General features: G+C 71.1%; 12 protein-coding genes. 5 read left to right on the forward strand and 7 right to left on the reverse strand.

Annotated elements, in window-relative coordinates; genetic code table 11:
- The 5 genes from KUM44_RS45675 to KUM44_RS25735 all read right to left on the reverse strand — a co-directional run.
- A partial coding sequence (locus KUM44_RS45675) for a succinylglutamate desuccinylase/aspartoacylase family protein (protein WP_254390081.1) occupies nt 1-516 on the reverse strand: 516 nt, incomplete at its 3' end.
- A gap of 2 nt (nt 517-518) precedes the next feature.
- Nucleotides 519-1,658 (reverse strand): N-methyl-L-tryptophan oxidase, encoded by a 1,140-nt coding sequence (gene solA, locus KUM44_RS25720; protein WP_217211507.1) that lies wholly within the window; start codon nt 1,656-1,658, stop codon nt 519-521.
- Between the two features lie 192 nt (nt 1,659-1,850).
- Complete coding sequence (locus tag KUM44_RS25725; protein ID WP_217211509.1) at nt 1,851-2,912, reverse strand: tartrate dehydrogenase; 1,062 nt, start codon at nt 2,910-2,912, stop codon at nt 1,851-1,853.
- An 882-nt stretch (nt 2,913-3,794) separates the two neighbouring features.
- Nucleotides 3,795-4,628 (reverse strand): PIG-L family deacetylase, encoded by an 834-nt coding sequence (locus KUM44_RS25730; RefSeq protein ID WP_217211511.1) that lies wholly within the window; start codon nt 4,626-4,628, stop codon nt 3,795-3,797.
- Between the two features lie 12 nt (nt 4,629-4,640).
- Nucleotides 4,641-5,204: an acyl-CoA dehydrogenase family protein gene (locus tag KUM44_RS25735; protein ID WP_308402718.1), complete on the reverse strand. Its 564-nt coding sequence runs from the start codon at nt 5,202-5,204 to the stop codon at nt 4,641-4,643.
- Between the two features lie 621 nt (nt 5,205-5,825).
- On the opposite strand from KUM44_RS25735, the gene KUM44_RS25740 reads away from it, so the two are divergent.
- From KUM44_RS25740 to KUM44_RS25750, 3 genes are all read left to right on the forward strand, one after another.
- Nucleotides 5,826-6,656, forward strand: coding sequence for a M55 family metallopeptidase (locus KUM44_RS25740; RefSeq protein WP_217211512.1), 831 nt, complete (start codon nt 5,826-5,828; stop codon nt 6,654-6,656).
- A gap of 236 nt (nt 6,657-6,892) precedes the next feature.
- Nucleotides 6,893-7,687 (forward strand): serine/threonine protein kinase, encoded by a 795-nt coding sequence (locus tag KUM44_RS25745; protein WP_217211513.1) that lies wholly within the window; start codon nt 6,893-6,895, stop codon nt 7,685-7,687.
- Nucleotides 7,684-9,231 carry a serine/threonine-protein kinase gene (locus tag KUM44_RS25750; RefSeq protein ID WP_217211514.1) on the forward strand — a complete coding sequence of 516 codons (1,548 nt, stop codon included), beginning with the start codon at nt 7,684-7,686 and terminating at the stop codon, nt 9,229-9,231. The genes KUM44_RS25745 and KUM44_RS25750 overlap by 4 nt, the downstream gene beginning before the upstream one ends.
- A gap of 33 nt (nt 9,232-9,264) precedes the next feature.
- On the opposite strand, the gene KUM44_RS25755 is transcribed toward KUM44_RS25750, so the two are convergent.
- Entirely contained in the window at nt 9,265-10,422 is a 1,158-nt protein-coding gene (locus tag KUM44_RS25755; protein ID WP_217211515.1) for a hypothetical protein, read from the reverse strand.
- A complete protein-coding gene (locus tag KUM44_RS46865; RefSeq protein WP_302186044.1) occupies nt 10,419-10,550 on the reverse strand; it encodes a hypothetical protein in 132 nt (43 codons plus the stop codon). Before KUM44_RS46865 ends, KUM44_RS25755 begins: the two co-directional genes overlap by 4 nt.
- An 875-nt stretch (nt 10,551-11,425) precedes the next feature.
- Between KUM44_RS46865 and KUM44_RS25765 the strand changes: the two genes are divergently transcribed.
- The gene (locus tag KUM44_RS25765) at nt 11,426-12,709 is read left to right on the forward strand and encodes a phosphatase PAP2 family protein (RefSeq protein WP_217211612.1); all 1,284 of its coding nucleotides are present in this window, start codon (nt 11,426-11,428) and stop codon (nt 12,707-12,709) included.
- 144 nt (nt 12,710-12,853) lie between these two features.
- The gene (locus tag KUM44_RS25770; RefSeq protein WP_217211516.1) at nt 12,854-13,621 is read left to right on the forward strand and encodes a carbonic anhydrase; all 768 of its coding nucleotides are present in this window, start codon (nt 12,854-12,856) and stop codon (nt 13,619-13,621) included.
- The last annotated feature ends 30 nt before the right edge of the window (nt 13,622-13,651 follow it).

Consider the following 13,651-nt stretch of genomic DNA (forward strand, 5'->3'; position numbering starts at 1 on the left):
CGCCAGCTCGGCGGTCGCCTTGTCGAGGTCCGCGTCACCGGTGAGGCGGTAGCCGACGAAGTCCCGCAGGACCTGGTCGATGCCGCCGCAGTGCAGGTCGATGTAGACGTCGGCGCCGTCGACCAGGTTCGCGAAGAGCCAGGCGGCCAGCCGCTCGGTGGGGCCGCCGGCCGGGTCGCCGGGGAAGACGCGGTTGAGGTTCACGCCGTCGACCGGGGAGATGTTGAGCCGACCCTGATACACGGCGGGAGGGTTGGCGACCGGACAGATGATCACCTGTCCGTGCACCTCACCGGGTTCCAGCCCGTCCGCCAGTCGTACGACGGCGTCGATGGGCGGGAACTCACCGCCGTGCACACCCGCGGTGATGACCACTCGGGGGCCGGGGCGGGAGCCGTTGACCAGGATCAGCGGAATGTCGACGGAGAGGGTGCCGAGGTCGGCCCGGACGCTGCCGCGCGCCTTGGTACCGGGCCGGGCCTCCAGAGAGCCGACGGAGAGGGTGGTGTCGCTCATGGTCACGCCTCCGTGCGGCCGACGGTGGAGATGAAGTCGATGGGCTGGGGCGAGGTGCCGTGCAGCGCCAGGTCGGCGGCGATGTCGCCGAAGGCGGGCGAGAGCTTGAATCCGTGACCGGAGAATCCCGCGAGCAGGATGACGTTCTCGGCGCCGGGCAGCGGACCGACCAGCGGGCGGGAACTTTCGGTGTAGCCCTCCATGTAGGCGGAGAGACGGGTCGGGTCCGGGTGCAGGTCGGGCATGTAACGGCCGATCAACTCGCTGAAGATCTCGAGCTCTTCCGGCTGCACAGTCCGCTCCAGCCGGTTCGGGTCGCCGACGACCCGGTGCAGCACGCGGTTCAGGCCGAGCTTGACCGAGATGCCGTCCGGGGAGGGCAGGCCGTAGCAGTGGGTGGGTGCCGTGCGGATGAACGCCGGGCGCTCCTCGCCGAACCAGGCGTCGGGGGCGGTGGGCACGTACCAGGCGCTGATGACGCGGCGGACTTCCACCTCCCACGGCAGGTCGGGCAGCAGGTCGTTGACCCAGGGGCCGGGCGTGACGACGGCGGTGTCGAAGCGCTCGCTGCCGGAGTCGGTGCGGATCTCGACGCCGCCCGCGACGGGGACGATCTCGCGGACCGTGCTGTAGCGGTGAATGACGGCGCCCAGCTGCTCGGCGCGGCGGGCGGCCGTCTGGATCGTCAGCTCTGGGCGGATGAACCCGGCACGGCGGTCGAGTACGGCCGCGTCGCCTTCCTCGATGCGGTACTGCGGGAAGCGCTTGGCCAGGGCTTCGACGTCCAGCACCTCGTGGTCGAGGTCGTGCTCCGCGATGGACTGGAGCACCGTGGCCATCTGCTGGTGGTCGGTCGGCCCCATGAGCAGGCATCCGGTCAGGCGGCGCAGCTCGCGGCCGGTCTCCTGCTGGAGCTGCTCCCAGAGGGCGTCGGCGTGCTTGAGCAGCGGGACGTACCGGGAGTCCTCGAAATGGGCGCTGCGGAAGATCCGGGACTCACCGCCCGCGGCACTGCGGTCGTGGCCGGGTGCGTAGCGGTCGTAGCCGACGACCTCGGCACCGCGGGCCGCCAGCCGCCAGGCGGCCTGGCTGCCCATCGTTCCCACGCCGACGACGGCGACGCGCTTCCTCGCAGCTGACACAGGACTTTCCTTTCGTATCGCCGAGGCGCATGCTGAGCCCTCGACGCGAGACTGTTCGATTCGGGGTGGTTGGGGCGTGAGCCGGGCTTTTTGAGGGGCCCGCGGCTCACAGCCGCACGCTCTCTGTGAGCTCCGGCTCTGGAACCCGGTACGGCGGGGTACTCGGCTGCGGTTTTCGAAGGGCCGGGACGGTCAGACAAGTTCCAGCAGCTTCTCGGTGAACTCGTCGGTCGTCGCCGTGCCGCCCAGGTCGCGGGTTCGCACATCCGACTTGGCCAGGACGGCGGTGATGGCGTTGTCGATGTCCCCGGCGGCCTCGGGGTGGCCGAGGTGGTCGAGCATCATGGCCGCGGACCAGATCGCGCCCAGGGGGTTGGCGATGCCCTGGCCCGCGATGTCAGGGGCGGAGCCGTGCACCGGCTCGAACATCGAGGGGAAGTCCCGCTCGGGGTTGAGGTTGGCCGCCGGGGCGATGCCGATGGATCCGGCGACCGCGGCCGCGAGGTCGCTGAGGATGTCGCCGAAGAGGTTGGAAGCGACGACCACGTCGAAGCGGGCGGGATCGAGGACGAACTTCGCGGCCAGCGCGTCGATGTGCTCCTGGTCCCAGGTGACGCCGGGGTGCTCGGCGGCCCGCTCTGCGATCAGCTCGTCCCAGAACGGCATGGTGTGGATGATGCCGTTGGACTTGGTGGCGGAGGTGAGCTTCCCCCGGCGGCGGGCGGCGAGGGAGAACGCGTAGTCGGCGATCCGGGTGACGCCGGCCCGGGTGAACACCGCTTCCTGGACGGCCAGTTCCTCCGGCGTGCCCTGGTTCAGCCGTCCGCCGATCTCGCTGTACTCGCCCTCGACGTTCTCCCGGACGACGACGAGATCGACCTCGCCCGCCGCGGCGCTGCGCAGCGGGCTGTCCACGCCCTCGAAGACCCGGATCGGCCGCAGGTTGACGTACTGGCGGAAGGTGCGGCGGATGGGGATCAGCAGCCCCCACAGCGAGACGTGGTCCGGCACGCCCGGGTAGCCGACGGCGCCCAGCAGGATCGCGTCCGCCTCGCGCAGCCGGTCCAGGCCGTCCTCGGGCATCATCGAGCCCTCGCGCACGTAGCGCTCGCAGGACCAGTCGTAGGAGGTGTAGGAAAAGCCGATTCCGTGGTGGCGGCCGACGGCGTCCAGGACTCGCCGGGCGGACGGCAGGACTTCGGTCCCGATGCCGTCACCGGGTATGAGGGCGATGCGGTGGCTCTGGTGCGTCATACGTCCGATTGCAGCAGCGGGCCGGGCAGCGCGTCCAAGACATGATCCCGATCTGCCTTATAAGGTTGACTTATAAGGCAGCCTTATCGCGCTTTCGTCGGCGCTCCGTCCAGGAAGGTCAGCGCCGCCGGGACAGCGGCCGCGGCGGCTGATCAGCGCGATACGCAGCTCGCCGTTCGCTTCCAGGTCGAGCACCAGGGCGTGCGCCCGCTCCACCGTCCGCCGCCCGGGTCGGTTACCGCTGCCGGCCCCACCCCCTCCAGCACCATCGGCTGATCAGCCAGTGCCCGGCCGTCTCTTCGCGAGCCACCGTCCTGCCCGGAGGGAACGGCCGTCGGACGGCGTCAGCGACACTTGACGCCCTGGGCGTCTGCACGGCGGACGATGAGCCGAGGAACTGTCTCTGACCTGGGCTTTGCCGTGGCCCGTTCAGGCCGACACCTTTCCGATGACTCATCACGTGGAGAGCGTCGCCGTCCTTGAACCTGCCGCAAAGGGCTTTTGACCTACGGTTTTGTGTGCGCAGCCGACGGGCATGGGCACGTTCTGCCATGCCTCCCACGGGATTGCGCTGCCCACACCGGGCCCGGGGGTGCGGCCGGTCGCGCGACTGGGCGTGAGCTTCGCGGTCAAGGCGGGCCTGTTGGACGTGGGTGTCGAGGCGCCGTCGGGTGCAGGGCCGGTCGGCTACGGAGGGGTTGCTCGTCCGAGTGCCACCGCGTGCCCCGGCCGAACCCGCAAGGGGAGTTCGGCCGGGTCATGAGCTGGAGGGCCTGGACGCGGACTGCCGGAGCGGAACCCGCGTGGACAAGGCTCCGGGTGTGTGACGCGCTCGATCGCGCCGTGCGGTCGATGAGCTTTCCCGGGCCCGGGCCGGACGGATCAGCGCAGTCCGGCGAAGAGATCGTTCTCGGGTACGGGCGCGCCGGTGGCGTCCTGGACCCGTACGAAGGTCTCCATGCCCATCAACTCGGCGAACCTTTCCTTGCCCATCTTGAGGAAGAAGATGTTCTCGCCCTGACTGGCGTGCGCGGCCAGCGCGTCGAACTTCTGACCGCTGAACGCGGTGGTGTCCACCCACGTGGTGATCTCGTCGTCGGGGAGGCCGATCTCGGCCATCGCGGCGGCCTCGGCAGGATCCGGCTCCGGCATGTCCTCACCGAACTCGCGCATGATCTCGCCGAACCGCTGCATCCCCGAGCGGGGCATCGTGGTCCAGTACACCTTCGGTGTCAGCGCGGTCATCTCCAGCGCCGCCATCGTGATGCGGTGGGCCTGGATGTGGTCGGGATGGCCGTAGAAGCCGTTCTCGTCGTAGGTGACGACCACATCAGGTCGGTAGTGCCGCATGAGTGCCGCGAGTCGGGCCGCGCCTTCTTCCACGGGGGTCTGCCAGAAGGATCCGGGGGCGTCGTTGCCCGGCCAGCCCATCATCCCGGAATCGGCATAGTCCAGCGTCTCCAGATCGCTGACCTTCAGGACGTCACAACTCGCCTCGAGTTCTTGACGGCGCATCAGGGCGACCGCCGCCGGATCGTGCCCGGGATCGCCCGGCTTGACACCCCCCGGTCCGTCACCGCAACCGCCGTCGGTACACGTCACGAGAACCGTGCGGATGCCTTCCGCCGCGTACCGCGCGAGGACCCCTCCGGTTCCGGTGGCCTCGTCGTCGGGGTGGGCGTGTACTGCCATGAGCGTCAAGGGCCGGTCAGTCATGAAACAGTCCTCCTACAGAAATACGTCTTGGTCCGAGTGCGCGGCGGGCGTACCGCGATCCTGGGGCCCGGATCCTGCTGGGGCGGACGACCTTTTGGTCTCCGCGTTCCCCGCCCGTGCAGTGCCGGTTCCCTCGCTCGATGCAACCGCGCCGACCGGCCCGACTGTTCCCGGCGCGCACGGCCGCCGCCCGCAGCAGCGATGCTCCGCCGCGTGCCGCCTCGTAGGCGCATGCCTGGACTTCGCACAAGGCGCGTTCCAGCCCGTGGACGGGCAGAGAGGGCAGAGAGGGCAGAGAGGGCAGAGCGGGCAGAGACGGGCGATCTCGCCCACCACGTCCCCCTGTTCGGCGAGGGCCAGGTCCAGCCCGCCGAACCGCCCGGGCACCGCCATACGGAACACGCCCGCCCGGTCCAGCAGCCTGAGCGTCTCCCGCGGAACCTGTCCTCGCTCCTCCGCCTCCGCGCCGTGCGCCCGGATCACCGGAGCCACCGCGGACACGGCCTCCAGCACGGTGGCCGGTCCCTGACGAATGGTCACGCATTCCTCCGGACGGGATGTGCCCGTCGCGGACACCGGTGTTCGCCCGGAAGCTGGCAAGTGGTACCCATTGAGCGGTCATCGCCGGGTAATTGGCCGGTCATTCGCCCGTCATTCTCAGGGAATGCGCTGGATGTACGGCGGGAATGCCGCGGTCAGGACGCCTCCGTCTGGTCCGCCATCCGGCGGTCGTACCCAGTCCGGGCGGCCGACGGGGCCGACGGGGCCCCACGGCGATCTCGCTCTGGTGCCCCTCGGTCTCGCGGCAGCCGATTCGGCGGACGCCGCACCGGACTTGCTGCGCAGCCCGGCTCCCAGGTGCGGCTCACCGTCGCCACCCTCCTCCTGGACTGCGCCGCCCGCCGCCCGCCGCCTGCCCGACGTCCCGCCCCGCGGCCCGCCCCCCCGGTCCCTGGGCCGCGCGGCCCGCGGCGCCGGACGGAACGTACCGGAACGCCCCGCGCCCTGACTGATCCGAAACGACTGCTGTTCCCGGCCGTTGAGCCGGAGCCGGAGCCGGAGCCGGAGCCGGAGCCGGAGCCGGAGCCGGAGCCGGAGCCGGAGCCAGAACCGGAGCCAGAACCGGAACCGGAACCGGAACCGAAACCGCACCGGCAGCCGTCTCCTGAGCGATCAAGCTTTGAGGGAGTGCACACAGTGCGGATCTACATCAGCGCGGACATGGAAGGCGTCACAGGTCTCGTCGACGCCGCCGACGTCCAGCCCGGCGGCCGGGACTACGAGCGTGGACGGTTGATGATGGCGGAGGACGTCAACGCAGCCGTCCGCGGTGCCGTCGCGGCCGGCGCCACGGACATCACCGTCAACGACGCTCACGGCCCCATGCGCAACATCCTCCCGGAGGCGCTGCATCCGGCAGCCCGCCTCATCCGCGGGAAGCCGAAGCACATGGGCATGCTCGAAGGCCTCGACCCCGGGCACGACGCCGTGCTCTGCGTCGGCTACCACTCCCGGGCCGGCGAACTCGGGGTGCTGAGTCACAGCTTCATGGGGCACGAGATCGAGGACATCTGGCTGGACGGCCGGCCCGTGGGCGAGATCGGCCTGGCCCACGCGACCGCGGCGGCCATCGGGGTCCCGGTGGCCGTCCTCACCGGTGACGACCGCGCCTGCGGGGAGATGGCGGACTGGGACGCCTCCGTCACCACCGTGGCCGTGAAGCACGCGAAGGACCGGTTCGCGGCGGAGCTGCGCCCGGCCGGCGAGGCGCGCACGGCGATCGAGGAGGCGGTCGCCGCCGCCCTCGCCGTACGGCGGACGCCTCCCGCGGCGCCTTCGGAGGTGTCCACCCTCACCGTCCGCTGGCAGTCGGCCTCAGTGGCCTCCACCCTGCTGGGAATCCCCGGGGTGACCGCGGCGGACCCACGGACCGTCCAGGCCCGAGGCGCCCTGCCCGGTCTCTACCGGCAGTTCGGCGTGTGGATGCGGGTGGCCGCCTCCCTGACCAACCAGCCACCGTACTGCTGACCGTTCCTGAATACCGAGCATGATCCGACACGGGATCGTGCCAGGGCCAACGGAACGGCCACAGGCGGTTGCGGCTGCCGCTGTGACCGGTGATGCTCTCCGTGTCGCACTGACTGAGGCGGACCGACCATCCGCCCGACGCCGGAAGCCGACACCCATCCACGCGCACACGCCGGGCCGGCGGCCACCGGAACCGCTCGTACAATCCTGACGACCACATCGGGGGAACAGCCGGCATGGAAACGATCATCGTTCAGCCGCCCGGTCCGTCGGCACCGGACGCCGACGGACCCGGCAGGCCCGCACTGCTGCACATGGGACCGGGCGACGTGGCCGAGTTCGGGCGCGGAACGCCCGGCGGCCGGGAGGTGCCCATCCTGCTGCCCGACCCCGGGATCTCCCGGCGGGCGGGGCGGCTGGAGGCGGCCGAGGACTACTGGCGGCTGTCCAACTTCAGCCGGGACACCGCGTACGTCGTCGAGAACCTGGAGGGGGCCGGCGAGTACATCACCGTCGCGCCCCGGCGGCTCGGCGCGCCGGTGCCCTTCGAGTTCTCCCGGGTCGTGCTGCCCGCGCTGAACGGCACCGCCGAGTTCAAGGTGTTCGCCCCGCAGCACGCCTACCTGGACGAGCGGTCGGTGCCCGGTGCCGGTGAGCAGACCGTGCACCCCTACGCGCTCGACGTGACCGCCAAGTACTTCCTGGTCCTGGTCGCGTTGTGCGAGCCGCGGCTGCGCGAGCTGGCGGACAGCGCGCTGCCGGGAGCCGGGGACATCGCGGAGCGGCTGCGCCCGCTGGACAGCTGCCGCGGGCTGACCCGGTCCGCAGTGAACTACCACATCGACTACCTGGCGTCGGCGAAACTGCGCCTGGACCTCGGCGACGAGTTCGGCGCCGACGGCACCGCCCGCACCGGCGCCAAACGCGCCCGACTGGCCTCCCTCGCCCTGCGCTTCGGCCTGGTGCGCGAGGAGCACCTCGCCCTGCTGCCGTCCCGCCGCCGGCCCGCCCCGCAGGAGGCCCCCGCGTGAACGTGCCCGGCGCCGAGGAGGGCGCCCTCGAAACACCGCGCCTGCCCGTCGGGTTCCGCATCGACGGCTGGGAAGTGGGCGCGGTCATCGGCTCGGGCGGCTGGGGCACCGTCTACGAGGCCCGCGCGGTCGCCGACGGCACGATGGCCGCGGTGAAGGTGCTGCCGACCGGCGCCCTGGGCCCCGGTCAGCGCGCCGCGCTCGGCGAACTCGTCGCCCGCGAGGTGCGGTTCAGCGCCGAGGCCGACCACCCGCACCTCGTACGGACCCGCGCCGTGTGTACCGTCCACGCACCCGGACTGCCCATGCTGGACGGCGCGATCGGGCTCGTCATGGACCGCGCCGAGGCCAGCCTGCGCCAGCTCCTGGACTCCGCCGTCACCGGCGGCCCGGTCCCGGACGCCGTACGGATCCTGCGCGGCGTCGCCGCCGGGCTCGCCCATATGCACGACGCCGGCTGGGTGCACGGCGACCTCAAACCCGCCAACGTGCTGCTGGGCGCGGACGGCGAGGTCTGGCTCGCCGACTTCGGCCTCGCCACCGAACTCGACGGCACCCACGCCCACCTGCCGCCGCTCGGCACGCTCGACCATCTGCCGCCCGAGTGGTGGTCCCAGCGCACCGGAGCGGACGGGGCGGTGGTGCGGCCGACCGCCGACGTCTGGGCCTTCGGCATCCTCGCCCACCAGGTACTCACCGGCGGCCTCCACCCCTTCCCCGGCGCCACCGCCCGAGCCCGCTCCCTCGCCGCCCAGGCCTACGCCCGCGGCACCGCGCCACTGCGCCTCGACGCCGGACTCGACGACCACTGGCGCCGGCTCGTCGCGGACTGTCTGGCCCCGGACCACGCGGCCCGCCTCCGCCACACCGCCGCCGGCCTCGCCGCCCGGGTCGAGGAACTCTCCGGTACCCCCCGCCGACGCCGGCTGTGGCCGCTCGCCGCGGTCGCGCTCGCCGGGGTCACGGCCGCCGCCGTCGCCGGGACGGCGCTGCTCGGGGGCGGCGACGCCGGTGACAGCACTGACGACGACGGCCGCGACGTACCCGCCGTGGTCACCGGTGCCCGCAGTCCGGCCGCCGCCGGGGAGCTCCCGGAGAACTCCGACGTACCCAAGGCCCTGCGCCCGGTCATCGTGGCCGCCGCCCGGCGCTGCACCGACACGGAGGTCACGCCCGCCCTGCTCGCCGCCATGATCAAGACGGAGAGCGGCTTCGACGCGAACGCCTCCCGCCCAGAGGCCGAGGAGTACGGCATCGCCATGTGGACGCCGTCGGTCTTCCGGGCCTGGGCGGTGGACGGCGACGGAGACGGCGACAAGGACTACATGTCGGCACCGGACGCGATCCACACGATGAGCCTGTACGTGTGCTGGCTCGACCAGCGTTTCAAGCAGGCCGGGCTGCCCGCCGCGGACCTTCCCGCGCTGATCGCGGCCGGCTACCGCACGAGCGACCGCACCGTCATCGTGGAACGCGGCGTTCCCGAACGCGTACGGCCGCACGTCGAGGAGGTGCTCCGCAACCTCGCCGCGTACGAGCGGTGAGGCAGCGGTCCCCCGCACCGCTGCCTCACCCGTTCAGCAGTCCTCGACGTCCGGCAGCCGGTTGTCGGGCGAACTGATGTAGATGTTGGAGATCCAGCCGCCGTACTGGGGCAGATAGGCCCACCAGTCGTTGGTGTAGGGCGGCACCGAGACCTCCTCCCCCCGCTTCTGGCAGCCCACCAACACCTCGGCCCCTGCCGGGAGTTGGGTGATCGGCGCGTTCGAGGTGGACGGGTCCCGGCGGACGTTCACATGGTCGTTCCAGGTGCCGTACCACCACCCCGCGGGCCGTGCCGCCCCCGGCACGTTCAGCGAACGGGTCAGCCGGCCGATGTCCGTGTACGCCTTCCCGTACGACGTCCCCACCGGGTGCAGGGTGAACACGGCCACGATGAACCGGTCCCCGGCACCCACCGTCCCCGTGCTGTGCAGCGCGGGCCGGGTCAGGTCGACGTCAGCGGCAGCGGCAGCGACCGGGGCCCGGGCCGGGGCCGTAGCCGGGGCCGTGGCCGTGGCTTTGCCACAGGTGCCCTCCTCGTACGACGATCCCGACCAGCCCTGCTTCACCGCCCATGGTTTCTCGAACGCCCCGGCGATGCCGAAGTGCTGGTCGAAGTGGTCCGAGGCGCAGCGCGTGGACTGGCGCAGGTTGCCCATCACGAAGTCGCGCACCGGGCCGGGCGCCGAGTCCAGGAGGTAGCGGTAGATCGTCACGGTGTCCCGGGCCGAGAGCGAGGTGTAGCCCCAGTAGCCCTCGTAGCCCGTGGGCGGCGGTGCCGTGTCCTTCAGACCGAGCCGCCCGGCCATGCGGGTGATGATCGCGGCCTTGCCGTTCTCCACCCAGTAGTGGTCGGCCGCGTCGTCGTAACTGCTGCGCAGCATCGGCTCCAGCAGGGCCCGGTCGGCGGCGGGCACCGTGTAGTCGGGGCCCCGGTTCCACAGGAAGTCCAGCGCCAGCAGCAGTTTGACGACGGAAGCCGACCGGAAACGGGTGCTCGTGTTGAGCTGCTCGGTGAAGGCGCCGGTCTGCCGGTCGAACACTGCGGCCCCGGCGGTGACGCCGCTCGGCACCTGGACGGCCGCCGGCGCGGCCTGCGGGGGCCGTGCCAGCGGGGCGTCGGCGGCGGCGGACCCCGCCACGCCGCCGACGAGCAGCAGCGTGGCTGCGGTCGCGAGAAGCCGGCGCCTCACAGGCAGTGCTCCCTGAGGTGGAGCGAGTTGACCCCGTACGAGTAGAGGATGTGGCTCGCGTGCGGGCTGTTGGCGGGCGTCACGTTCTGGGGGTGGATACGGACGGCGCCGCGGAGGAGTCTGCGCATGGTCGTACCTTTCGCGGAGAGCGGTGAGGAATGCCGGACGTGCGGAAGGGGAGCGGGCCGGGGCCTGTCACCAGTCCGAGCAACGGACCTCGCCGTCCACGGCCCGTGAGCCGCAGACCCGGAAGTTGTACTGCGGGTCGGTCGGTGCTGGTACGCCGGAACGGCGTGGTCAGGCTCTGCCCGTCGGACCGGACGGTGAAGAGGCCGCACTGGAGCCAGGCCGACACGGCGTTGTCGTGGTCCCAGCCGTCCGCCCGCCAGTCCATCCAGACGTTGTCGCCGGGCCGGGTCTGTCCGCTGATCTTGCCGAAGGCGATCTGCCGGCCGACGTACGCGCCCTTCTCGAGCGTGAAGTGGACGTCGCCGAGGTCGAAGTCCGCGGCTTGTCGGTGTCGCCCTCGGCGTTGTCGGGGTGATCACGGAAACCCCGTGCCCCGCCCTCACAGTCGGCGGCCGAGCCGCCGCGGGCTGGGCGGGCTGACGAGGACGACGCCGGTGGCGACCGCGCACAGAGCGGCGGCCGTGGCGGGTGAGGAGCGAAGCAGGCGCATGAAGCGGTCTCTTCCCGATGGTGGAGGGCGCCCCGTGCGTGGGGCTGGAAGACGACTCGAACACTAGGCAGGAGGCGGCGTCTGCGGTCCCTGACGAATGTCAGGGTGACCATCGCCGAAAGCGTGTCCAGAGCGACTGCTCACGGGGATGGCCGACGAAGGCGGTCTTGACTTCTCCGATAACATGATCGAACTAGTGATCGCCTGGAAAGCCCATACTCACCCATACTTAACAAATTGACTAAATAATTGAAAACCAAAGAAGCGCGGGTATTTTCGCGAACAAGCAGCAACACGGTCGCAGCGTGGCATCGACCGCAGGTCATCCTCTGGGCCGCGGTGGCTGTCGTGGCCCTCGGGTTCCTCGTCGCGCTGGAGGTCGCGGCGCGCCACTATGGCCTGCCGGGTCCGGTCACCACTCAGGTGCGAGAGGTGATATTCCCGCCGAAATCGGGATTCCTGCTGTACGCCAGCATGGCGTTGATGATGGTGGTGCTCACCTGGCGGCAGCGGATGGCCGCGTTGGGCACCGCGATCGGTATCGACCTCGTCATCCTGCTGGCGCGATGGACTCTCGACATCAAGGTCACCGACGGCCACCCCTTCGGCAACGGCGCGCTGTTGGTGATGCTGGGGTGCGCGGTGATCGCCGTCACGCGCCGCACCGGCCGCGAACGGACCCTGCTGCTGAAGGGAGTCGGTCTCGGCCTGCTGCTGGTGGCCGGTCGCAAGACGGGCGACGCCTGGCTGCTGATCACCTCGAAGACCCGCCCGGCGGTGCTGGACCAGTACCCGGCGATCGCCGATCACGCGCTGGGCAACCCGTCCTGGCTGGTCGGCCGGATCGTCAGGGCCACCGGCCCGGTCGGCGCCCACGTTCTCGACTACGTCTACGTCCAACTCGCGGTGGCCGCGGTCGTCGTCGCGCTCTACCAGCTGCGCCACGTGGCGGCCGAGCGCCGGTTCCCGGCCCACCACCTGGTGCGCACCTTTCTGGTGATAGGCCTCCTCGGGCCGGGCATCTACATGATCTTCCCGGTGGTCGGACCGGTCTTCGCCTACGGCGCCGACGGAGGGCAGTGGGCGGTGGCCAACCTCTGGCCGGAGACGGCGCCGCCGGTCGGCGTCCCGCACCCGATGCCGTTCGACGAGATCACCCCGCGCAACTGCATGCCCAGCCTGCACACGGCGTGGGCCACCACGATCTTCGTCCACTCCCGCAGGGGCCCGTTGACCCTGCGGTTCGCGGGCACGTTCTGGCTGGTTGCCACGCTCGGCGCGACGCTGGGATTCGGCTACCACTACGGCGTGGACCTCGTGGCCGGCGTGGTGTTCGCGCTCACGATCGAGGCGGCGCTGCGTTCCCAGGCACGTGGCTGGGAACGGTCGGGAGTCCTGCTGGTCGCCTACGGCACCACGGTCTTCGTGACGCTCCTCGTCTCGTATCGCTATCTGCCGCTGGAGATGGCGGAACGTCCTTGGGTGTTCGGGCCGCTTCTCATCCTGGCGATGGCCTCGGTGATCCTCGGTTTCGTACGGACCGTCAGGCTCTGGGAGCCGAAGACCCCCCTCGCACCGCACCCGGAGCCGCAACCCGAACTGGTGTGACGGCACGTCAGTTCCCGGCGACTCTGTGTGATTTGGACGCCTGCTTCTTCTGTGCTGGATCAGCGCTGTACGGACGCTAACCGCTGTTTCGAAACAGTGGCACCACCCGCCCCACCAGGGGAAACAGCAGAAGGGAAGCGTGCCATGGGCAGTGTCCTGCAACCGCAGCGCCGAGCCGTACTCACCGGAGGGCTCGTGGCGACAGCGGCCGTGATCACGGGCTGTTCGGCGAAGACGGACAGCGTCTCGGCGTCGAAGGCGTCGCCCGTGGCGGCGGCGTCTTCCTCGTCGCCCGCCGGCGCGCCCCCCGAGACGCCTTCCGCGGCCCTCGCGCGGCTGCTGGACGGCAACAAGCGCTGGGTGAACGGGACGCTCCAGCGCCCCAACCAGAGTCTCGACCGGCGTAAGGCCGTCGCCGCGGAGCAGGACCCGTACAGCGTCATCGTCTCCTGCATCGACTCCCGGGTGGACCCGGAGCTGTCCTTCGACACCGGGATCGGCGACCTGTTCGTGATACGCACCGGCGGTCAGGTGGTCGCCCCGGTGGTCACCGGCTCCGTCGAGTACGGCCCCCTGACCTCGGGCACCCCGCTGATCGTCGTGCTCGGGCACCAGCGCTGCGGTGCGGTCAAGGCGTCGTACAAGGCCCTGAAGGAGCGCAAGCCGCTGCCGGGCAACCTCCAGTCGATCGCCGAGGCCGTCCGCCCGGCGTACGACGCCGTCTCCAAGGCGAAGCACGCCGACCCGGTCGACGCCATGATCCGCGTGCATGCCCAGCAGACGGCAGCGGGCCTGCGCACCAACCCGGCCCTCGCCCCGCTCGTGAAGAAGGGCTCCTTGGCCGTGGTCAGCGCCTACTACTCCCTCGACACCGGCCGCGTGGAGGTCATCGACGGGGCACCCGCCGCCTGAACAGCGGCATCCCACAGGGGCGGAGGACGG

The organism is Streptomyces sp. AC550_RSS872, assembly GCF_019049285.1.
GTDB lineage: Bacteria > Actinomycetota > Actinomycetes > Streptomycetales > Streptomycetaceae > Streptomyces.

Excerpts from the sequence above, each read along its gene's own strand:
- KUM44_RS25725 (WP_217211509.1), bottom strand. The coding sequence starts at position 2,912 with ATGACGCACCAGAGCCACCGCATCGCCCTCATACCCGGTGACGGCATC.
- KUM44_RS25730 (WP_217211511.1), bottom strand. The coding sequence starts at position 4,628 with ATGACTGACCGGCCCTTGACGCTCATGGCAGTACACGCCCACCCCGAC.
- KUM44_RS25745 (WP_217211513.1), top strand. The coding sequence starts at position 6,893 with ATGGAAACGATCATCGTTCAGCCGCCCGGTCCGTCGGCACCGGACGCC.
- KUM44_RS46865 (WP_302186044.1), bottom strand. The coding sequence starts at position 10,550 with ATGCGCAGACTCCTCCGCGGCGCCGTCCGTATCCACCCCCAGAACGTG.
- KUM44_RS25770 (WP_217211516.1), top strand. The coding sequence starts at position 12,854 with ATGGGCAGTGTCCTGCAACCGCAGCGCCGAGCCGTACTCACCGGAGGG.